At 74.6% G+C, this 21,095-nt stretch carries 16 protein-coding genes and 1 riboswitch; of the genes, 9 read left to right on the forward strand and 7 right to left on the reverse strand.

Annotated elements, in window-relative coordinates:
• Window positions 1-489 precede the first annotated feature (489 nt).
• From Mco01_RS06485 to Mco01_RS06500, 4 genes are all read left to right on the forward strand, one after another.
• Complete coding sequence (locus tag Mco01_RS06485) at window positions 490-1,401, forward strand: YihY/virulence factor BrkB family protein (protein ID WP_204055934.1); 912 nt, start codon at window positions 490-492, stop codon at window positions 1,399-1,401.
• A gap of 36 nt (window positions 1,402-1,437) precedes the next feature.
• Window positions 1,438-1,538, forward strand: a riboswitch (ZMP/ZTP riboswitch).
• Between the two features lie 7 nt (window positions 1,539-1,545).
• Window positions 1,546-2,823, forward strand: coding sequence for a serine hydroxymethyltransferase (gene glyA, locus Mco01_RS06490; RefSeq protein ID WP_425559996.1), 1,278 nt, complete (start codon window positions 1,546-1,548; stop codon window positions 2,821-2,823).
• 297 nt (window positions 2,824-3,120) lie between these two features.
• The gene (gene rsgA, locus Mco01_RS06495) at window positions 3,121-4,230 is read left to right on the forward strand and encodes a ribosome small subunit-dependent GTPase A (RefSeq protein WP_204055936.1); all 1,110 of its coding nucleotides are present in this window, start codon (window positions 3,121-3,123) and stop codon (window positions 4,228-4,230) included.
• A 45-nt stretch (window positions 4,231-4,275) separates the two neighbouring features.
• Complete coding sequence (locus tag Mco01_RS06500) at window positions 4,276-4,944, forward strand: phosphoribosyltransferase (RefSeq protein ID WP_204055937.1); 669 nt, start codon at window positions 4,276-4,278, stop codon at window positions 4,942-4,944.
• 141 nt (window positions 4,945-5,085) lie between these two features.
• Here the strand turns inward: Mco01_RS06500 and Mco01_RS06505 are convergent, their stop codons facing one another.
• The 3 genes from Mco01_RS06505 to Mco01_RS06515 all read right to left on the reverse strand — a co-directional run bounded on the left by Mco01_RS06505 (window position 5,086) and on the right by Mco01_RS06515 (window position 7,996).
• A complete protein-coding gene (locus tag Mco01_RS06505) occupies window positions 5,086-5,400 on the reverse strand; it encodes a WhiB family transcriptional regulator (protein WP_076434697.1) in 315 nt (104 codons plus the stop codon).
• 109 nt (window positions 5,401-5,509) lie between these two features.
• Window positions 5,510-6,418 carry a ferredoxin family protein gene (locus Mco01_RS06510; protein ID WP_204055938.1) on the reverse strand — a complete coding sequence of 303 codons (909 nt, stop codon included), beginning with the start codon at window positions 6,416-6,418 and terminating at the stop codon, window positions 5,510-5,512.
• A gap of 69 nt (window positions 6,419-6,487) precedes the next feature.
• Window positions 6,488-7,996 (reverse strand): glycerol-3-phosphate dehydrogenase/oxidase, encoded by a 1,509-nt coding sequence (locus Mco01_RS06515; RefSeq protein WP_204055939.1) that lies wholly within the window; start codon window positions 7,994-7,996, stop codon window positions 6,488-6,490.
• Between the two features lie 86 nt (window positions 7,997-8,082).
• On the opposite strand from Mco01_RS06515, the gene Mco01_RS06520 reads away from it, so the two are divergent.
• The 3 genes from Mco01_RS06520 (at window position 8,083) to Mco01_RS06530 (ending at window position 12,899) form a co-directional block, all read left to right on the forward strand.
• Complete coding sequence (locus tag Mco01_RS06520; protein ID WP_204056133.1) at window positions 8,083-9,654, forward strand: FAD-binding oxidoreductase; 1,572 nt, start codon at window positions 8,083-8,085, stop codon at window positions 9,652-9,654.
• A gap of 19 nt (window positions 9,655-9,673) precedes the next feature.
• The gene (locus Mco01_RS06525) at window positions 9,674-11,179 is read left to right on the forward strand and encodes a metallophosphoesterase family protein (RefSeq protein WP_204055940.1); all 1,506 of its coding nucleotides are present in this window, start codon (window positions 9,674-9,676) and stop codon (window positions 11,177-11,179) included.
• Window positions 11,180-11,261: 82 nt separating this feature from the next.
• Window positions 11,262-12,899: a bifunctional 3'-5' exonuclease/DNA polymerase gene (locus Mco01_RS06530; protein WP_204055941.1), complete on the forward strand. Its 1,638-nt coding sequence runs from the start codon at window positions 11,262-11,264 to the stop codon at window positions 12,897-12,899.
• A gap of 132 nt (window positions 12,900-13,031) precedes the next feature.
• Here the strand turns inward: Mco01_RS06530 and Mco01_RS06535 are convergent, their stop codons facing one another.
• The 4 genes from Mco01_RS06535 to Mco01_RS06550 form a co-directional block, all read right to left on the reverse strand.
• Window positions 13,032-15,053 carry a serine/threonine-protein kinase gene (locus Mco01_RS06535; protein WP_239103383.1) on the reverse strand — a complete coding sequence of 674 codons (2,022 nt, stop codon included), beginning with the start codon at window positions 15,051-15,053 and terminating at the stop codon, window positions 13,032-13,034.
• Window positions 15,054-15,205: 152 nt separating this feature from the next.
• Window positions 15,206-16,591: a YlbE family protein gene (locus tag Mco01_RS06540; RefSeq protein ID WP_204055942.1), complete on the reverse strand. Its 1,386-nt coding sequence runs from the start codon at window positions 16,589-16,591 to the stop codon at window positions 15,206-15,208.
• Between the two features lie 178 nt (window positions 16,592-16,769).
• Window positions 16,770-18,134, reverse strand: a complete 1,365-nt coding sequence (locus Mco01_RS06545) for an AllF/FdrA family protein (protein WP_239103384.1) — start codon at window positions 18,132-18,134, stop codon at window positions 16,770-16,772.
• Window positions 18,131-19,039: an oxamate carbamoyltransferase subunit AllH family protein gene (locus tag Mco01_RS06550; RefSeq protein ID WP_239103385.1), complete on the reverse strand. Its 909-nt coding sequence runs from the start codon at window positions 19,037-19,039 to the stop codon at window positions 18,131-18,133. The genes Mco01_RS06545 and Mco01_RS06550 overlap by 4 nt, the downstream gene beginning before the upstream one ends.
• 166 nt (window positions 19,040-19,205) lie before the next feature.
• Here Mco01_RS06550 and Mco01_RS06555 point away from each other — a divergent pair, with 166 nt between their 5' ends.
• Both Mco01_RS06555 and Mco01_RS06560 read left to right on the forward strand, forming a co-directional pair.
• Complete coding sequence (locus Mco01_RS06555) at window positions 19,206-20,819, forward strand: PucR family transcriptional regulator (protein ID WP_204055943.1); 1,614 nt, start codon at window positions 19,206-19,208, stop codon at window positions 20,817-20,819.
• Between the two features lie 23 nt (window positions 20,820-20,842).
• On the forward strand, window positions 20,843-21,052 hold the full coding sequence (locus tag Mco01_RS06560; protein WP_036330137.1) for an RNA-binding S4 domain-containing protein: 210 nt from the start codon (window positions 20,843-20,845) through the stop codon (window positions 21,050-21,052).
• Window positions 21,053-21,095 lie beyond the last annotated feature (43 nt).

Here is a 21,095-nt window from a genome sequence, read left to right on the forward strand (position 1 = left end):
TCCAAGTTCGTGTCCACGATGCGGGACTGTAACGAGGCTTTAACCGGACAAATCCTCTTTACGTCATCCTTGCCTGACCCAGTTCTCCGGAGGTTCGGCCTCGCCCGTCTCCCACGGTTCCTGGTGCTGGCAGTCGCACCAGGAGCCGCCGCGGCACTCCTCGTGCCGGCGGCCGGCGCACGCTTCGCAGATCATGTCTCCATGCTCCCCCCGGTCACGGCCGGATGAGTGGCGCGTCACCCGGAGATGTCACCGGCGTTACGTTCTCCGGACCCGCCGGCGACATCCGGTTTGACGGCTTCCGACAGCTTGGCGCGGGACCTCGCGAGCACGCTCCGCACACCCCTATCCTGGGCAGCGACGATCCGCCCCGCAGGTCCGTACTATCCGCCGCGGCAGCGGGTAGTGCACTGTTCTCATGACCGGTTGGGTGCCATGACCTCCACGGACGCGCCGACGCGCCGATCGCGGCACATCTCGCGCCGTGGGATGGAGCTTGCCCGCGCGCGCCTGAACCGCATCGGCGAGACCGGCCTGTGGGCGCTGGCGAAGGCCACCACGATGGCGGGGATCAACTACCGCGTGACGGGCCTCGCGGGCGAGGCCGCGTTCTTCGCGCTGCTGTCGCTGCCGCCGTTCGTGCTCGGGCTCCTCGGCGTCATGGGCCACCTCAGCGGGCTGCTGGGGCAGAGCACGGTCGGCGAGATCAAGCAGTGGGTCATCGAGCAGTCGGAGTTGCTGTTCACCGACAACACGGTCGAGCGGGTGGTCAGGCCGCTGCTGGCCGACGTCCTGAGCGGCGGCCAGGTGTCGCTGATCTCCGTCGGCTTCCTGCTGTCGCTGTGGTCAGGCTCGCGCGCCCTGTTCGTGTACGTCGACCTGATCTCCATCGCGTACGGCCTGGGGGAGACCCGGGGGATCATCCGCACCCGCGTGCTGTCGTTCGCGCTCTACGTGGCCGCCCTGCTGAGCGGCCTGGTGGTCATGCCGATCCTGGTCGTCGGGCCCACCCTGCTGTCGAACGCGCTGCCGCGCTACGCCGTGTTCGTGACCGTCTTCTACTGGCCGGTGGTCGTGGTGGGCTCGGTGCTGATGCTCACGCTGCTGTACCACGTCAGCGTGCCGCGCCGCACCCGCTGGTGGCGGGAGATCCCCGGCGCCGCGCTGGCGCTGGTCATCTGGATCCTGTGCGCCGCCGTGCTGCGCGAGGTGCTGGCCGCCTGGTTCACGCCGCTGTCGATCTACGGCTCGCTCGCCGCCCCGATCGCCGTGCTGCTGTGGCTGTACATCACCGCCCTCGCCGTGCTCATCGGGGCGACGCTGAACGCCGAGATCGACCGGCTGTGGCCGCTGAACGGCGTCGGCCGCCACCACCATCGGCACCCGCACGGCGGATCGTGATCCAAGCCCCCCGGGGAGCGGCGCCGCTCGGATAAAGTGAGACGTCGCGACTGGCGCTGACGTGCTCTCGGGCGCGTCGCTAGGTGGGGCACCACCGGGGAGCGAAAACGCGGAGGCCGTGCGCCTGGGTCGCCGCCGCCGTCGATGGAGAAGGAAGGCGCCATGACCGAGAAATCGCTGACCGACGTCGATCCCCAGATCGCCGCGCTGATCAGGGCGGAGGAGCGGCGCCAGGCCGACACCGTCAAGCTGATCGCCTCGGAGAACTACGTCTCCCGCGCCGTCCTGGAGGCGACCGGGACGGTCCTGACGAACAAGTACTCCGAGGGCTACCCGGGCAAGCGGTACTACGAGGGCCAGCAGGTCATCGACCAGATCGAGACCCTCGCGATCGAGCGGGCCAAGTCCGTGTTCGGGGTGGGCCACGCCAACGTCCAGCCGTACTCGGGCTCGCCCGCGAACCTCGCCGTCTACCTGGCGTTCCTCAGCCCGGGCGACACCGTGCTCGGCATGGGCCTGCCGTTCGGCGGCCACCTCACCCACGGCTGGTCGGTCTCGGCCACCGGCAAGTGGTTCAACGCCGTCCGGTACGGCGTGCGCAAGGACACCGGCCGCATCGACATGGACGAGGTCCGTTCGCTCGCCCTGGAGCACCGGCCCAAGCTGATCTTCTGCGGCGGCACGGCGATCCCGCGGACCATCGACTTCCCGGCGTTCGCGGAGATCGCCCGGGAGGTCGGGGCCGTGCTCGCGGCCGACATCGCCCACATCGCCGGCCTCGTGGCGGGCGGCGCGCACCCGTCGCCCGTGGGCCACGCCGACGTGATCTCCACGACGACCCACAAGACGCTGCGCGGTCCTCGCGGCGCCATGCTCATGGCCACGTCGGACGAGCACGCGACGGCGCTCAACAAGGCGGTCTTCCCGGGCCTGCAGGGCGGGCCGCACAACCACACCACGGCCGCGATCGCGGTGGCGCTGCACGAGGCCGCCCAGCCGGAGTTCCGGGAGTACGCCGCCCAGATCGTGAAGAACGCCCGGGCGCTCGCCGAGGAGCTGCTGGCCCGCGGCTTCGACCTGGTCTCCGGCGGCACCGACAACCACCTGATCCTGATGGACCTGACGTCCAAGGGCGTCGGGGGCAAGCCGGCCGCCCAGGCACTCGACCGGGCGGGGCTGGAGACCAACTACAACGCCGTGCCGTTCGACCCGCGCAAGCCGTTCGACCCCTCCGGCATCCGGATCGGCACGCCGTCGGTCACCTCGCGCGGGATGGGCGAGGCCGAGATGCGGCAGATCGGCGCCTGGATCGACGAGGTCGTCACCGCGGTCGCGAAGGGCGACGCGGAGGACGTGATCGGCCGCGTGCACCAGGAGGTCACCGAGCTGACCGGGAAGTTCCCGGCGCCCGGCCTGTCCTGACCCGGCTCACACCGGCCCCGCGGCGGACGTCTCCGCCGCGGGGCCGGCGCGCGTCACGGGCACACCGCCGGAAGCCGGCCGTCGACCGGGTTCCGTCGATCGGGCCGCTAATCGGGTTGCGCGGACCGGCCCCGGGCGCGGTACGGTTTCGCCATCGCCGCCGCGAGGGCGGCTCACGGGATGGGGAGGTGACGACTATGCGGGTCTTTCTGACGACCGTGCCGTCCGTCCACTTCCGGGTGCCCGCCTAGACGATCTCGCGGGACACCCGGTCTCCGAAGGGTGTCCGACTCAGCGATGTATCCGTCAAACGATCTTTCTCTTCTCGGCTGGAACGACGGCCTCGCCGCCGCGCTCCCCGGCGGCACGGTCCCCGCCCGCGTGGCGCGGGTCGACAGGGGCGCCGCCGAGGTGGTCGCCGCCGACGGCCGCCACCAGGCGAGGTACGGCGCGCGCGTCCGGCGGGCCGCCGCGTCCGACCCCGTGGCGCTGCCCTGCGTGGGCGACTGGGCGGCGCTCGCCCCGCTCGACGAGGGGCGCTACGAACTGGCCGAGGTCCTGCCGCGCCGTACGGCGTTCGTCCGGGGCGGTGTCAGCCGCGACTCCCGCGGCGGCCTGTCGGGCGACGGCCAGGGCCAGGTCCTCGCGGCCAACGTCGACGTCGTGTTCGTCGCCGAGCCGTCCATGCACGCCACGGACTTCGCCGACCTCGGCAGGATCGAGCGGCTCGTGGCGCTGGCCTGGGAGAGCGGCGCGACGCCCGTCGTCCTCGTCACGAAGGCCGACCTGTTCGAGGCGTCCGCGGGCGCCGCCCTGGCCGACCTGCTGGCCGACGTCGCGGACGCGGTGCCGGGGGTCGACGTGCACCCGGTGTCCGCGGCCGCGGGGGAGGGGGTGGACCTCGTCCGCTCCTACCTCGACGGCGCGAGGACCGCCGTCGTCCTCGGCCCGTCCGGCGCCGGCAAGTCCACGCTCGTCAACGCCCTCGCCGGCGCGGAGGTCATGGAGACCCAGCAGGTGCGGGCGGCCGACGGGCGCGGCCGGCACACCACGGTCCACCGGCAGCTCATCCCGCTCCCCGGCGGCGGCATCGTCATCGACACCCCCGGCATCCGCCGGGTCGGGCTGTACGACATGAGCGACGGCGTGGACCTGGTCTTCGCCGACATCGAGGAACTGGCCGCGGACTGCCGGTTCTCCGACTGCGGCCACGCCGACGAGCCCGGGTGTGCCGTGCTCGCCGCGGTCGCGTCCGGCGACCTGCCCGAACGGCGGCTGGAGAGCTGGAACCGCCTCCAGCGGGAGGCCGCCTGGATGGCCCGGCGGAGCGACGCGCGCCTGCGCAGCGAGGAACGGCGCAAGTGGAAGGTCATCCACAAGGAGATGCGCGGCCGGTCCCGCCCGTGACCGGGGGAAGGCTAGAAGGCGAATGATGCCGGGTATGCCGGGTTCATGAGCCCCACCCGGGTGCGGCTGCCGTTCCTCGACCGCGCGGAGGCGGGGGCGCTGCTCGCCGAGGCCCTCCGGGAGACGAACCCGGAGGACCCGGTGGTGCTGGCGCTCCCGCGCGGCGGGGTGGCGGTGGCCGCCCCGGTGGCCGATCTGCTCGGCGCCCCCCTCGACGTCCTGGTCACCCGGAAGATCGGGTTCCCCGGGCAGCCGGAGCTCGGGGTGGGGGCGATCGCCGAGGGCGGCGAGCCGGTGTTCGACACGAGGATGCTCGGCCGGCTCCACATGGGGCCGGAGGACCTGGAGACCGTCGTCCGGCGGGAGCGGCGCGAGCTCGCCCGGCGGGTGCGGGTGTACCGGGGGGAGCGGCCGCTGCCAGACCTCGCCGGCCGCACGGTGATCGTCGTGGACGACGGCCTCGCGACGGGCGGGACCGCCCGCGCCGCGCTGCGGGCCGTACGGGCCCTGCAGGGCGGGCGTGGCCGGGTCACGCTGGCCGTGCCGGTGGCCGCCGCGGACACGGCCGAGGACATGCGTGACGAGGCCGACGAGGTCGTGGTGCTGGCGACGCCCGGAGGCTTCCGGGCGGTGGGCCAGTGGTACGAGCTGTTCGACCAGCTCACGGATGCGGACGTGCTCGCCCTGCTGGCCGCGCCGCCTCCCGGGGGCTGACGGGACGGCCGCGGGCCTGGGGAACGCCGGGCAGGGGCGGGCGAAGGGGGCGCGGGCGCCGGCCCGGGGACGCCGAAAAGGGTGCCCCGCTGAGCGGGACACCCTCGGCTGAAGCGCGTGTCGGGGGAAGGGGGAAGCGGCTCAGGCGACGGCGCTGATGCCGGCGCTCGCCGCGCGGCGCATGCGGCGACGACGCTCGGAGGCGCGCTCGTCCTCGTTCAGACCACCCCAGGTGCCGTACTTCTCCGGCCGCGAGAGGGCGTAGTCGAGGCATTCGGCGCGCACGGGACACTGAGCGCAGATGGCCTTGGCCTTGCGCTCGCGGATGTCCCGCTCCGGCTGACGCTCACCGTCAGGACCGAAGAACAGCACAAGGTCCTCTCCCCGGCACGCGGCATCATCCTGCCATCCCCAACTGGGGCGCGGGCGGGCGAGCTGCCGACGTACCTGAGACATGAGAAACCACCTTTGGTGAGAGGTATTTCGTGTTTGTGCCGCTTTGGACGCTTGTGGCGTCCCTTGTGCCAACGCAGGGAAGGGCCGTGGTGTTCCCGTCCCGGACGGCTCAGGTCAACGCCGGCGTGAGCTGCCTCAGCTCGGCCAACCTGTAGGTCGTGATCTCGTCGGCGCAGACCGTTCCGCACGGTGCCGTGACCACCGCGGGTTCGACCACGACCCGAAATCGCGACGTCCCACGCCGCGTCGTGCAGCGCACGACGCAAACCGTGGCGTCGCCTTCCGACCGGGAGGATTCCACGGCCACCCCGCCGACCGAGAGCTCCCCGGTCTGGGACCGGACGAAGTGCTCGGCGGCTTGCAGTGGCTCAGGGATGCCCGCGCGTCCCCGGAAACGGTCGAGGACGACCTCGCCGTGCCGGTACGCGTTTGCCGCCGCGATCGCAGCAGCCTGAGACATGCTGCCGTAGTAAAGCCCGTGTGGCAAGCACACGAGGTTGGCGGCGTATCGATCGCCGCCGACATGTGTGGTCTCCCACACCTCGCCGGGCAGGTTCTCACCAAGGAACCGGGCCAGCGGAAGGCCGATCCGGGCGCAGCACGCGTTGCGCTTGCCGTGCGTGCAGACCAGGAACATCGGCTCCGTCACCAGTATGCAGGACTCCGGAACCACTCCGTCCACGAGAGAGCCCAGGTCAAGATCGTCGGGGTGCCCGACGACAGCCTCTGCCAGCCACGGCGCGTCCCCTGTGGAGGAGGCCACGAAGACGTGCAGCGCCTGCGCCCCTCCCGCCCTGCGGCTGCCGGGGCGGCGGATCAGCTGCGGCCTGATCCCGAGCGAGGCGGCCCGGTCGACGAGCGCGCGGATCCCGTCCGGCAGGCGGGACTCGCCGACGGACGCGGCCCAGGGCCCGTCGTGCTCGACGAGCAGCCAGAAGCGCGCGCCGACGGTCGCGCTCGCCAGGATCGGCGCCTCGCCGCTATGGCAGGAGCGCGGATGCTCGCAGCCGTTGGCCATCCGGTCCCGCCCTCCCTGTGCCGTTAGGTAAGTCTTACCTTAGCAACTACGTCAAGCGCCCCGCAGGGATCACGCGTCCCGATGCCCCCGGGAGGCCGCCTCGAACGCCTCCCGTGCGGCGGGCAGGGCCCTTTCGCGGTCCTCGGGCACCAGGCCGACGCGGGTCCTGCGGTCGAGCAGGTCGTCCGCGTCGAGGGCGCCCTCGTGCAGCACCCCCCAGACCAGCTCGGCCCTGGTCACCCCGAGGACGACCGGCTCTGCCAGGGCCGGGTCCTCCCGGGCCAGCGCCTGGACGGCCGCCGCCTCGGCGCCGTACCGCTCCAGGAGACGCCTGGGCGCCCCGTCGGCGGTCCCCGCGCCGACCAGCGGGAGCCGGGCCGTACGGCTCGCCGGGGCGCCGGGGCACGCGGCGTCGACGGCGTCCTCGGCCATCCGCCGGTAGGTGGTGAGCTTGCCGCCCACGACGGTGACGACCCCGTCGGGGGAGCGGAGCACGGAGTGGCGGCGCGAGAGATCGGCTGTACGGCCCCCAGGGGCGTCGATCAGGGGTCGCAGGCCCGCGAACGCCCCGGCGACCTCCGCGCGCTCCAGGGGCCGTTCCAGGACCGTCCCGAGCACCTCCAGGAGGAACGCCACGTCGCTCTCCGGCGCCTCGGGGACGTCGGGGACGGGACCGTCCACGGGCTCGTCGGTCAGCCCGACGTAGACCCGCCCGTCGGCCTGCGGGAGCACGAGGGCGTAGCGGTTGCGCTCGCCGGGGATCGGCACGTGCAGCCCGGCCCGCAGCCCGCCCAGGGCGCCCGGCCGCAGCACCAGGTGGGTGCCGCGGGAGGGCCGCAGCGCCACGGACGGCACCAGCCCCCCGGCCCACACCCCGGTCGCGTTGACCACCGCCCGCGCCCGCAGGCCGAACTCCTCCCCGGTCAGCTCGTCGCGCACCTGGGCGCCGTCCCCCGACAGCGCGAGCGCCCGGCAGCGGGTGAGGATCCGCGCGCCGTGGCCTGCGGCCGTGCGGGCGAGCGCGACCACGAGCCGGGCGTCGTCCACCACTCGCCCGTCCCACGACAGCAGCGCGCCGCGCAGGCCCTCCGCCCGCAGGGCGGGGGCCAGCGCGAGGGCGCGCGCGGCGGGCACCCGCGCCGGGCCCGGCAGCGTCCGCCGCGGCGTCCCGGACGCGGCGCGGAGTGCGTCGCCGAGCCGGTAGCCGGCCATGACGGTGGCCGCCTGCGCCCGGCCCACCCCGGGCGTGAGCGGCAGCAGGTACGGCTGGGCCGTGACGAGATGGGGGGCGGTGCGGCCGAGCAGCAGGCCCCGTTCGGCCGCGCTCTCGCGGGCCACGCCGACCTGGCCCTTGGCGAGGTAGCGCAGCCCGCCGTGGATGAGCTTCGAGCTCCACCGGGACGTGCCGAAGGCCAGGTCGTGGGCGTCGATCGCGGCCACCGACAGACCGCGGGAGGCCGCGTCGAGCGCGGCGCCGGCGCCGGTCGCCCCCAGTCCGACCACCAGGACGTCCAGGACGGCGTCGCGCGCCTCCTGGAGCTCACGGGCGCGCCGCGCCGCGTTGAGGGAGGAGTTCATGCCCTCTCCAGACTTCCGCATTACTCTTGGGTAACCTATCTGGAGGCGTGCACGACGTGGAAACCCCGTTGACCCCCGCGGAACCCATGCTCTGGTCCGGCTGGGGAGACCCGGCCAAGGCCGTGGACCTGCCCGACCCGGTGCGCAAGCTGCTGCACGAGCTGCTCGGCGTACGGGAGCCCGCCGCGCCGGCCGCCACCTTCGGCGAGGTGCGCCTGCCGGCGTCCGCGCTGCCGCCCCCTGTGCTGTCCGCCCTGGCCGGCGTCGTCGGCGCCCCGCACGTGCGGTCCGACGACGACGCCCGCATCCGGCACACCCGCGGCAAGTCCACCCCCGACCTGCTGCTCATGCGGGCGGGCGACGGCTCGGACGCGCCCGACGCCGTCGTGCTCCCCGGGTCGCACGAGGAGGTGGCCGAGGTGCTGCGGCTCTGCGCGGCGCACCGGGTGGCCGTCGTGCCGTTCGGCGGGGGGACCTCCGTGGTCGGCGGGCTCGTCGCTTCCCGGCGGGGCTTCTCCGGGGTCGTGGCCCTGGACCTCGCCCGGCTGAACCGCCTGGTGTCGGTCGACCGCGTGTCGATGGTGGCCGAGTTCGAGCCCGGGCTGCGCGCCCCCCAGGCCGAGCAGCTCCTCACCGGGCACGGGCTGACCCTCGGCCACTTCCCGCAGTCCTTCGAGTACGCGACGCTCGGGGGGTTCGCCGCGGCCAGGTCGAGCGGCCAGGCGTCGGCCGGGTACGGCCGCTTCGACGACATGGTGGTCGGGATGACGGTCGCCACCCCCCGGGGGACGCTCGACCTCGGCCGGGCGCCCAAGTCCGCCGCCGGCCCCGACCTGCGGCAGGTGATCCTGGGCTCGGAGGGCGCCTTCGGCGTGATCACGTCGCTGCGGCTGCGCGTTCGCGAGGCCCCGGCCGTCCGCGTGCACGAGGGCTGGCGGTTCGACGGCTTCGCCGCGGGGGTGGACGCCGTGCGGAGGCTCGCCCAGGAGGGTCCGCCGCCGACCGTCCTGCGGCTGTCGGACGAGGCCGAGACGATGGTGGGCCTGGCCAGGCCCACCGAGCTGGGCGGCGGCCTGTCGTCCGACTCCGGCTGCCTGCTCGTGGCGGGCTACGAGGGCGGGCCCGGGGACGTCGCCCACCGCCGCGACCGGGCCGCCGCCGTGCTGGCCGCGGCCGGCGGCGTCTTCCTCGGCCCGGAGCCGGGCGAGGCCTGGGCCTACGGCCGCTACTCCGCGCCCTACCTGCGCGACGCGCTGCTGGCCGCCGGGGCCACGGTGGAGACGCTGGAGACCGCCTGCTTCTGGTCGGGTCTGCCGCGCCTCTACGACGCCGTACGGCTGGCCCTCGCGGGCGCGCTCGGGTCGCCGCTGGTCATGTGCCACGTCTCCCACGTGTACGCCACGGGGGCCTCGCTGTACTTCACCGTCGTCACCGCCCAGACCGGCGACCCGATCGGGCAGTGGGCGGCCGCCAAGCGGGCCGCGACCCAGGCGATCGTGCGGGCGGGCGGGACCGTCTCCCACCACCACGGGGTGGGCCGCGACCACCGGCCGGCGTACGCGCTGGAGATCGGCGAGTTGGGCGGCGAGATCCTGCGGGGGATCAAGGAGCGGCTCGACCCGGCCGGGATCCTCAACCCGGGTGTGCTGATCCCCTAGAAACGTCAAGATTGTCCCCATGGTCGATGTGGGCGCGGCGGCCGCGCGGGGGAAGCAGGTCTCGTCCCGGGTCTCGGAGGAGGGCGCGGGGTGGAACTGCCAGGAGATCGGGACGTTCGAACGCCTCCGGCCCAACCGCGACTCCTTCACCTGGCTGTCGCCCCGGACGCTGTGGCGCTCCCGCAACGAGATCCTCTCCCAGCTGTTCGGCGACCCGTCCAAGGAGGTGCGCCGCCGGTGGGTGGCGGCCCAGCGGGAGCACGGCGCCGACCCCGACCTCCGCATCCGGATCGAGCCCGGGGACGACTTCTCGTTCCTCGTCCTCGGCGACACCGGCGAGGGCGACGCCTCGCAGTACGCGGTGGTGCCCGGCCTGCTCAAGATCGGTGAGGGGACGGCGTTCGCGGTCGTCGCCAGCGACGTGATCTACCCGACCGGGTCGGGCAACGAGTACGGCGACAAGTTCTTCCGCCCCTACAAGGACTACCGGGCGCCCATCTACGCCGTCCCCGGCAACCACGACTGGTACGACGGCCTGGGCGGCTTCATGCGCGTCTTCTGCGAGGCCCACGCGCTCAAGATCGAGCGGCAGGGGTTCCGGCTGTCGCCGTCCGGGCTGCGCGGCCTGCTGTGGAAGAAGCCCGACGTCGTGGACGAGGCGGCGCTCGCCGAGGCGCGCACGCTCAGGTCGCTGCCCGAGCAGCAGGCGATGCTGCCCGCGCCGTACTGGGTGATCGACGCCGGACGGCTGCTGCTGGTCGGCATCGACACCGGCATCGCGGGCGACATCGACCGCGAGCAGGGCGAGTGGCTGCGCCGCGTGTCCGCCGACCCCCGGCCCAAGATCCTCATCACCGGGAAGCCGATCTACGTGCGCAACGAGTACCACCCGTGCGCCATCGAGGGCGGCGGGACGGTCGACGAGATCGTCCGCGACCCGGCGAACAACTACGTGGCCGCGATCGGCGGCGACGTGCACAACTACGAGCGCTACCCGGTCCGGGTGGACGGCCGGGTGATCCAGTACATCGTGTCGGGCGGGGGCGGCGCGTTCATGCACGCCACCCACACGATCCCCCGGGTGGACGTGGCCGGGGTGCGGGAGGACGACTTCCGCTGCTACCCGCTGCGCGGCGACTCGCTGTCTTTCTACAGCCTGCTCTACAGCCGCCGGCTGCGCATGCGGTGGCTCTACATCACGCCCGAGGAGGGCCTGGAGCTGATGTCGCGGCAGATCGGCAACACCCCGCCGCGGCCCACGCCCGGCGCGCCGGTCACGGCCAGGACCAAGTGGGCCGCCCGGCTGCTCGGCGGCTGGCCCATGCCGTTCCACCTGCCGGTCGGGCGGACCTTCCACAGGTGGATCTCGGAGCTGTCCGACTGGGACACCCCGCCGTTCTTCAAGAGCTTCCTCCACCTGTCGGTCACCGGCGGCCTGCTCAAGGTGCGGTGCTTCGCGGCCACCGGCTGCCTGCCGCAGGAGATCGACCCGCCGCTGGAGGACGAGGTCGAGATCCCGCTCTGACTCGGCCCGCTCGGCCGGCCCGCGCCGGCGGGCCTGCTCGGCGGGGCGCGGTGTTGTCGGTGCGGACTGGCAGGCTGGGGGCGTGCACGTTGTGGTGGCGGCCGATCCGGAGGGGGGCGGGACGATCCGCCCCCTCGGCGGCCGCGCGACCCGGGTGCCCGACCTCGCGGCCGCCGTGCGGGACCTGGAGGCCGGGCACGTCCCCGACCGGTGGCCGGACGCCGGGCGGCCGCGGTGGGTGTGGGCCGACGCGCGGCGCGTCTACCCCTCGCTCCTCGCCCGGGGGGTCCGGGTGTCGCGCTGCCACGACCTCGCGCTCACCGAGGGGCTGCTGCTGGCCGCTGAGGGCCGCTACGGCGAGCCCAGACAGGCCGGAGCGGCCTACGCCCGCCTCCACGGCCTCCCGGTGCCCGAGGACGCGCAGGAGCGCCCTCAGGGCGCCCAGGAGAGTCTCTTCGAGCCCGTGCGGCCCGGCCCGGACGTGCCGGAGGCCGACCTCGTGGCCGAGGTCTTCGAGGACCAGCGGCGCCGGATCGCCCGCACGGCCGACCCGGCGCGGTTCCGGCTCCTGGTGGCCGCCGAGTCGGCCGGGGCGCTCATCGCCGGCGAGATGGGCCACGACGGCATGCCCTGGCGGGAGGACGTGCACGACGCGCTGCTGACCGAGCTGCTCGGGCCGCGCCCGGCCCACGGCCTGCGGCCGGCCCGGCTCCAGGCGCTGGCCGACGAGGTCTCCGCCGCCCTCGGCCAGGCGGTGAACCCCGACTCCCCGCAGCAGATCGTGCGGGCGTTCAAGGCGGTGGGCATCGAGATCCCGTCCACCCGGTCCCACGTCGTCAAGACGGTCGAGCACCCGGCGGCGGCGCCGCTGCTCGCGTACAAGGAGCTGGCCCGCCTGTACAGCTTCCACGGCTGGGCCTGGGCCGACCAGTGGGTCAGCGGCCACCGCCTCCGGCCGGAGTACGTCGTGGGCGGCGTGGTGAGCGGCCGGTGGGCCACGAGCGGCGGGGGAGCGCTGCAGATCCCGAAGGTCATGCGCAGGGTCGTGGTCGCCGACGACGGCTGGACGCTGGTCGTGGCCGACGCCGCCCAGCTGGAGCCGCGCGTGCTGGCCGCCATGTCCGGCGACCGCGGGCTCGCGCGGGCCGCCGGGGAGATCGACCTGTACGCCGCCCTCGCCCAGGCGTTCGGCGGCGCCAGGGACGCCGCCAAGATCGCCATGCTCTCCGCCATGTACGGCGGCACCAGCGGCGACGCCCCACGGCTGCTGGCCGTGATGCGGCAGCGCTTCCCGCAGGCGTACGCGTTCGTGGAGGACGCGGCCCGGGCGGGGGAGGAGGGGCGGCTGGTCAGATCGTGGCTGGGCCGCACGAGCCCGCCGCCGTCGGAGCGCTGGCGGCGGCTGGTGTCGGGGCCGGAGGGGGCGCGGGCGGCCCGCGACCGCGGCCGGTTCACCCGCAACTTCGTGGTGCAGGCGACCGCCGCGGAGTGGGCGACGACGCTGATGGCCGTGCTGCGCGGCCTGCTGCCCGACCCGGCGCGGCTGGTGTTCTTCCAGCACGACGAGGTGATGGTGCACTGCCCGCTCGACCTGGCCGGGCAGGTGCGGGCGGACGTCGCCCGGGCGGCCGAGGAGGCCACCCGGCTGCTGTTCGGCGCGACCCCGGTCCGGTTCCCGATGGAGGCGGTCGCCGTCCGCTGCTACGCCGACGCCAAGTGACCGTCTCCAGGTGAGCATGGCCAGGTGACCGCCGCCTGGTGACTGGAGCCAGGTGACGCTCCACGGCCCACGCGAGCCGGCCGGGGTTCAGCCGGGGGTCAGACCGGGTTTCAGGCCGGGATTCAGACGGGTTCAGGCGGGGGCGAACGTGGCGAACAGGGTCTGCCGCACCGCCGCGGCCGACTCGCTCCAGTCGTAGTCGGGGGAGGTGAACGTGACGGCGTAGGCCTGGCCGTCCGCCTCGACGTACCGGGTCACGCTGTGGATCGTGACCTGGCTGGAGTTGGTGTAGGTGTACTCCCAGTCGGCCGCGGGCCACTTGTAGCTCGCCTGGCGCAGCTGGATCTGGGTGTAGTCCGGGTAGTCCTTGATGTTCAGGCTCTGCTCGGCCGCCTGGAGCGCCGAGAGGCTGCCGTCGGCGATCTTCTCGATCTTGATGTGCTGGGCGCTGTCCTTGGGCCCGGAGTAGAGCACGGCGCCGTTCTGGCTCGAGACCGTCCACTCCTTGGGCACGGCGATCGACACGCCGCCCTCGGACCGTACGCGGTAGCCGCGGGGGGCCTCCGCGGCGGCCAGCGGCTGCGCGGACGGCGCGGCGACCTTGGGCGTGGTGGTCACCGGACGGCCCGAGGCCGCCACCGGCTCCTGGGACTCGTCCCCGCCGCCGGGCAGCAGCACGAGCAGGACCGTCACGAGCACGCCGATGACGCCGACGGCCGCGACGGCCAGGAGGATCGTCGACCGGGAGTCCCGCTCGCGCGGCGGGTCGTGGTGCGCCCGCCGGCTCCGCCCGCCCAGCCGCGCCGCCTCCGGCGGCTCGGGGGTCGAGTGCCGCGACGGGCGGGGCCGCGGGCGGCCACCCACGGTGTGCTCGCCGGTGTCGCGCGCGCCGTCGCCCCACTCGGCGCCCGGCGCGCCGGCGCCGAGGTCGCCGGGCAGGTCGCCGGGCGCGGGGGCCGGCCACATGCCGTCGCGGCGCTCCGGCGCGTGCGACGAGCCGGAGGGCGAGGCGAGGGCGTCGAAGGCGGCCGGCACGGCCTGGGGCCCGGTGACGGCGGACGGCGCCGCCAGCGGGTGCGGGCCGGAGACGGTCTGCGGACCGGCGAGGGGGTGCGCCGCGGCCCGGCCGTCCGGCGCGTACGGCACCCGGACCGGCCCCGAGGGCGTCTCGATGATGCGCGAGGGCAGCGGCCCCGAGGGGATGTCCAGGGGCGGGAGCAGCCCGGCCGGGGTCGAGTCGTGCGGCGTGGGCATCGAGGAGGGCGCGCCGCGGCCCGGCACGCCGGCGCCGTGGGTGTGCAGGAGCCGCTCCAGCATGTCGGCCACCTGGGCGGCCGGGAGCCGGTCCGCCGGGTTCTTGCGGAGCAGGCCCTCGATGACCGGCAGCAGGGCGCCGGCCCGCTGCGGCCGGTTGGGCTCCTGCGTGAGCACCGCGCCCAGCACGGCCACGGCGTCCGGCCCCTCGTACGGCGGGCGGCCCTCCACGGCGGCGTACAGGGTCGCCCCGAAGGACCACAGGTCGGCCGCGTGTGTGATCGGGCGGCCCTGCAGCCGCTCCGGCGGGATGTACGCCGGGGAGCCCATCAGCAGCCCGGTCTGGGTGATCGTGACGTCGCCCTCGATGGCGGCGATGCCGAAGTCGGTGAGCACGACCCGGTCGGCCGTGAGCAGCACGTTGCCGGGCTTCACGTCGCGGTGCAGGATGCCGGCGGCGTGGGCGTGGCGCAGCGCGTCGAGCACCCGGATGCCGATCTCGGCGGCCTGCACGACGGGCAGCGGCCCGCTCTGCCGCACGGCCTGCTCCAGCGACCAGGCGCGGACGAGCTCCATGACGATCCAGGGACGGCCGTCCTCCTCGACCACGTCGTGGACGGTCACGATGCCCGGGTGGCTGAGCCTGGCCGCCGAGCGCGCCTCGCGGAGCATCCGCCGGTGCGCCGCCTGGGCGCCGGCGTTGTCGAGGCCGAACGGCAGCAGCAGTTCCTTGACCGCGACGTCCCGGTCGAGCAGCACGTCGTGCGCGTGCCAGACCATCCCCATGCCCCCGCGGCCGACGGGCGACAGCAGCCGGTACCGGCGGCCCACCAGCCGTCCCTGCCCCTCGGGAGCCGCTCCGCCCGGTACGCCTCCCATGTGGCCCTGACCCTCCGGCATAGGGGGGACCATACCGAGCAGGCGATCGGTCGTCATAGAAAGGTCCCCAATTCGCGCGCGATCCGCAAGATCCCCCGAACGGATCGTGCGAATTCCATCGGATATCTGAGGTCGGCCACCGATATTAGGGTCAAACGGCGGTCAAAGGGAATTCATCCTGCAGCCAAGGCCTCCAGCGCGGCGGTGAACGCCTCGGCCGGCGGGCTCACCAGACCCGCTCCGACCTGGCCGGTTCCGGCGACGCGGCCGGCGATGCCGGTGTTGACGACCGGCAGCAGCCCGGTGCGCGCCACGAGCGTCACGTCGATCCCCACGGGCGTGCCGCGGAACCCGAGACCCGGGATCTGGTACGCCGGGTGCTCGGCCAGCGTGATCTCGTACATCGAGGTGGTGGCCGCCACGGCGTCCGACACGTCGCCGCCGACGAACCGCACGATGGCCGGCGAGGCCGCCATGGCGAAGCCGCCGAGCCCCGTCGTCTCGGTGATCGTGGAGTCCCCGATGTCCGGATTGGCGTCGTCCGGGCCGTACCCCCCGAGGTAGAGGCCGTCGGGCACCCCGGCGGGCCCGGTGAACCAGCGGTCCCCCAGGCCGGACACCTGGATTCCGAATTCCGTTCCATTGCGCGCCATCGCCACCACGAGGCTCGATCCCGGAACGTTCCGCGCGGCGTCGGCGCTGACTTTCGCCGCCGCCATTCCCGCGTTCAGGAAGAAATGATCATTTCCGTTGACGAAACGCAGGACCTCGGCCGCCCGGTCCGGCGCGGCCTCGACCACGGCCGGGGCGATCTCGCGCAGCAGCAGCGAGGTGGCCGCCCGGTTCCGGTTGTGCAGCTCGTCGCCCATCTGCAGGGCCTGGGCGATCAGGTTGCGCAGGTCGACCGGCCCGGTGCGCTCCAGCGCCGCCGCCAGGACCGGCCCCAGCACCTCGCCCATCCAGCGCAGGCGGTCGACCACCTCGGGGCCGTACGCGCCGTACCGCAGGACCTTGCCGAGGCCCTCGTTCAGCGAGCAGTACGCGGTGCCGCCGTGCTCGGCGTCGGCGACCTCAAGCATCCACATGGACGGGCTCACCACGCCCGCCATCGGCCCGACCGTCCGGTGGTGGTGGCACGGGTCGAGCGTGATGCCGTCCCCGGACGCGAGCCGGGCCTCCGCCTCCTCGGGGGTGGTCGCCAGGCCCTCGAACAGCATGGCCCCGATGAGCGCCCCCCGCATCGGGCCGGACGCCCGCTCCCAGTCGATCGGCGGCCCCGCGTGGAAGAACGTGCCCTTCTCCAGGCCGAGGGCCTCACTGGCCGGCCGTACGCCGACGAGCCGGGGGCGGGCGGAGGTGAGCCGTCCCACGGCGACCTCGTTGGCCCGCGCGCGGCGCGGGTCGGCCAGCACGGCCGCGAGGGCCGTGGAGGCGCCGGGAAGCGGCGGGCGCCAGTCGACGGCCCGGCGCGGCACGGCCTGGTGGTCCAGGGCCTCGCCGAGGAGCTCGGCGCCGACCGTGATCACGCGTGGCTCGCCGTTCAGCATCGAGAGGGTCATCGGGCTCCTTGGGTCGGACGGTGGGCCGGCAGGGGACCGATCGGCGGCGGTCCCCGCCGGCCCCGCGAACGGGCCGCTCGTGGTCGGCGGCGGTGCGGGTGTGGGCGGCGGTGCGGGTGTGGGCGGCGGTTCGGCTGGGGGCGGCGGTTCGGTGACGGCGCCGGGTGGCCGGCGGGGGTCAGCCCGTGGCGAGCGAGCGTGCGTGGCGGGCGGCCGCCGCGTTCGAGGTGAACACGGCCGCCCCGGCGGCGCCGAGCCGCTCCGCCTGGCCGCGCAGGCCCTGCGGGTCGCCCTCGGTCCCGATGAGCGCGACGACCACCGCCACCCCGCGGGCGCGGGCCTCCTCGACGGCGGGCGCGAGCCTGGCCGCCGGGTCCGGGTCGGCGCCGTGGCCGAGGACGACGTCGAGCAGCGCGACCCCCTCGCGGACCCCCGCCAGCGCCTCCAGGCGCAGGGCGGGATCGATCATCGGGTGCGCCCGGCCGCGGGTGTACTCGTCGTCGCCGTAGTCGGTGAACTCGCCCGTGCCGGCGATCAGCGCGGCCTCGGTGCACAGGGTGCCGCCGGAGTAGAGCCCGCGCAGCGGGCCGCCGCCGGGTTCCCGGCCGCCCCCGGCCGGCCATGAGGGCCACTCGGGCACGTCGCGGCCGAGCGCGCGCAGCGTCTTCTCCGCGGCCGCCGTCAGGTCGTCCTCGCCGGGGCCGAGGAGCGCGGCGACGACCGGCGTGCCGAGGTCCAGAGCCTGGACGGCCCGGGCCACCTCGGGCGCGGGCGGCTTGGAGACCAGCACGATCAGCTCGGTGGCCGGGTCGGCGTCGAGGGCCCGCAGCGCCTGGACGGCGGAGCGGCCGCCCACGGCGGCCGACAGGTCCCGCCCGCCGACGCCGAGCAGATGGCTGACGCCCACCCCGGCGAGGTCGAGCAGGCTCGTCACCTGCTGGGCGCCGGTGCCGGACGCGGCGACCACGCCGACCGGGCCGGGCCGCAGCACATTGGCGAAGCCGAGCCCCGCCCCGCCGACCACGGCCGTGCCGCAGTCGGGGCCCATCACGAGCACGCCCTTCTCCAGCGCCCGGTCCTTCAGCAGGATCTCCTGCTCGACCGGCACGTTGTCGCTGAAGACCATGACCGAGAGCCCGGCCTCCACGGCGTCCATCGCCTCGGCGAAGGCGTGCTCGCCCGGCACGCTGACGAGCACCACGTCGGCGTCCCAGCCGCGGGCCGCGGACCTCGTGGTGCGCGGGGCCGCCTCGCGCGTCCCGGAGCCGCCCGCCGGCTCGCGCGCCGCGAGCTGCCGTTCCAGCTCGGCGAGCGCCTCGGCGAGCTCGGCCTCCGACGACGCCCGGACCGCCACGAGCAGGTCGCCCGGGGTGGCCGCCGGGACGTCGAAGCCGAGGTCGCGCGCCAGCCCGACGTTGAGCTCGGTCGCCATGGCGACGACGGCGACGGCCACGCCCGGCCGGGCGGCGAGCGACTGGCTCACCCGCATCAGGCTCACCGAGTCGCGGTAGACCCCGGCGCGTACGTCGACCAGATCGTTCACGGGCGCTCCCTCAGGGACAGGACGGCGGACAGGCCGATGTGGACGCCCCACACCATGTCGGCGCCCGACGTGTGGCCGAGGTGGAGCAGCCGGGTGACGGCCGCCTCCAGCGGCTGGTGCCCGGCGACGCCCCTCAGGACGCCGGTCACCTCGGGGCTGGCCTCGCCCCGGGCCGCGCAGTGCAGCAGGGTCGCCGAGATCGGCGTGGTGCGGGTGCGGGCGTCGTACGTCACGGTGGCGGCCAGCCAGTCGGCCAGCCACACGGCGCGGGGGGCGCCGGCCGCCCGCCCGAGGTGCCGCAGCGCGACGAGCAGGCCCGCCAGCATGTCGTCCCCGCTGGGAGTCAGCCCGGGCCCGAGCCCGATCAGCCGTTCCGCCGCGGTGACGGCGTCGACCAGACGGCCCGACAGGCAGCCCTGCGCGAGCAGCGCCGGGGCGCCCCCGGGGACGAGGCCGGGCTGCCGCGGCGACGCCTCGCGGAGCGCGGCGAGCCGGTCGGCGGCCTCGGCCGTGCGGTCCGGGTCGGCGGGCGCGAGCGGCGGCGCCGGGTCCCACCAGCGCCGGACGGTGATGCCGAGCCCGCCGATCTCGATCCCGCCGTCGCCCACCCAGCCGTCGTCGCCGGCCGAGAAGCCGTCCAGCGGCTCGCCCAGCACGACGGCGTTGGGCAGCCGGGTGCCCTCGCCGGTCACCAGCGCGATGACGTGGGGCTCGGTCTCGCTCCTGACCTCCAGGTAGACGGCGAGCGGGAAGGCCGCCAGCACGCGGGCCGGGCGGCGGGGCGACTCCAGCGCGGGGCGCAGCGCGACGCTGGCGGCGCCGCTGACGAACGCGGGGCTCGGCGGGACCCGGGACGCCGGCTCCCGCCGTGCTCTGGGGGCTCTCGGACGCGTGCCAACAGTCACCGGACCTCCTGAAGCCAGTCCTTGCCGACGGTAGAGCGCGGCCCTGACCCTCCGTACGGAGAAAGCTGCCAACAGTCGGCCCAAAGCTTGGCTCTTCCTGACAGGAAGGTCGTTCAGGCACAATCTTCCTGATACGTCCTGAACCTCGGGACCACCGGAGCACATCATGACGAACGACCCGGCACCCCCGGCCATGCGGCTGGCCAGCACTGGAACGATCCTCCACGGGGTGTCGGTCGGCGAGGTGCTGGGCGTGTCGACGCTGGCCGACGCCCGGCTCATCGCCGGCAAGAGCGGCCTCGACCGCATCGTCCAACGGCTCAACGTCATGGAGGTGCCGGACATCCTGGCGTGGGTCAAGCCCCACGAGCTGCTGCTGACCACGGGCTACCCGCTGCGCAACACGCCGCAGTCGCTCGACCGGCTGGTGGCCGACCTCGACGAGCGCGGCCTGGCCGCCCTGGCGATCAAGCTCGGGCGCTACCTGGACGAGCTGCCGGGGGAGATGGTCGAGCAGGCCGACCGGCTGGGGTTCCCGCTGATCCTGCTCCCGAACGACGTCGGCTTCGACGACATCCTCAACCAGGTGCTCACCGACATCCTGAACCGGCAGGCCGCCATCCTCGCCCGTACGGAGGAGGCCCACCGGGCGCTGGTGCAGATCGTGCTCGCCGGGGGAGGGATGCGGGAGGTGACGGCCGAGGTCGCCGGGCTGCTCCACGTCGCGGTCGCCGCGGTCGACGCCTCAGGGGCGGTGCTGGCCACGGCCGGCGAGGCCGAGCAGGTCGCCATGCTCCGCGAGGTCCACACCACGGCGGGCCGGACGCCGGCCACCTCCCTCACCCCGGTGACCGGCGCGGACGGGCACTACGTCGCCGTCCCGGTCGTCGCGGGCGGCCACCACCACGGCAGGATCGTCGCGTTCGGCGCCCACGCCACCCTCAACCCCAGCGACGTGGGCATCCTGGAGCGCGCCGCCACGGTGGCGGCCCTGGTCATCACCCGCCAGGAGGCCGTCACCGCCGTCGAGAGCAAGTACCGCGCCGACTTCCTGCGCGACGTCCTCACCGGCCGGGGCGGGCTGCGGGTCGCCGAGCGCGCCCGGGCCTTCGGCTGGGACCTCGAACGGCCGGTCGCCGTGCTGGTCGCCGAGATCGACCCCGACGTCGAGGAGCGGTCGGTCCAGGACCGCATGCTCGCCGCGTGGCAGGCGTCGGTGCGCAAGCACGACCCGAAGGGCGCGGTGGCCGGGTTCTCCCACGAGGTGGTCGCCGTCGTGGGGGCCGGCGCCGACGCCCCACGGGTGGCCAGGGACGCGCTGGCCGCGATCTCCGACGGCTCGTTCTCCACGGGCCTCAGCCGGGTCGCCACCGGCGTCGACGCGCTCCCCGGCGCGTACGGCCAAGCCCTGAAGGCCGCCCGGGTGGGGCGGCAGCTCCACGGCGCTGGGGCCGTCGCCCACTTCGACGAACTGGGGGTCTACCGGCTGCTGTCGCTCGTCAACGACACCGACGAGCTGCACGCGTTCGTCCGGGAGACGCTCGGCTCGCTGGCGGGCGACGACGACGCCGAGAACGCCGACCTGCGGCGCACCCTCCAGGTGCTGCTGGAGACCAACCTCAACGTGGCGGAGACGGCCCGGCGCCTGCACTTCCACTACAACACCCTGCGCTACCGCATCGGGAAGCTCGAGCGCCTGCTCGGCAACTTCACGGAGGACGCGCACCTGCGGCTGAACCTCACGCTCGCGCTGCATGTACTGCGGATGCGGGGCATCTGACCCCGCGTGCCTATGCTGGCGCGGTGAAGGAAGAGTTCGAGCTGGAGAGCGAGCACATCCCCTTGTGCGACCTGCTCAAGTACTGCCAGATAGCCGAGAGCGGCGGCGCCGCCAAGCACTTCATCGCCGAGGGCAACGTGCGGGTGGACGGCGAGGTGGAGCTGCGCAAGGCCCGGAAGATACGCGCCGGGCAGGTCGTCAGCGGAGACGGGTTCGAGATCCACGTGGTCTGACGCCCCGGCCCGCGCCGCTTTGGCAGATCATGCCCATGTCTCG

The sequence above is a fragment of the Microbispora corallina genome (genome assembly GCF_016863035.1).
GTDB lineage: Bacteria > Actinomycetota > Actinomycetes > Streptosporangiales > Streptosporangiaceae > Microbispora > Microbispora corallina.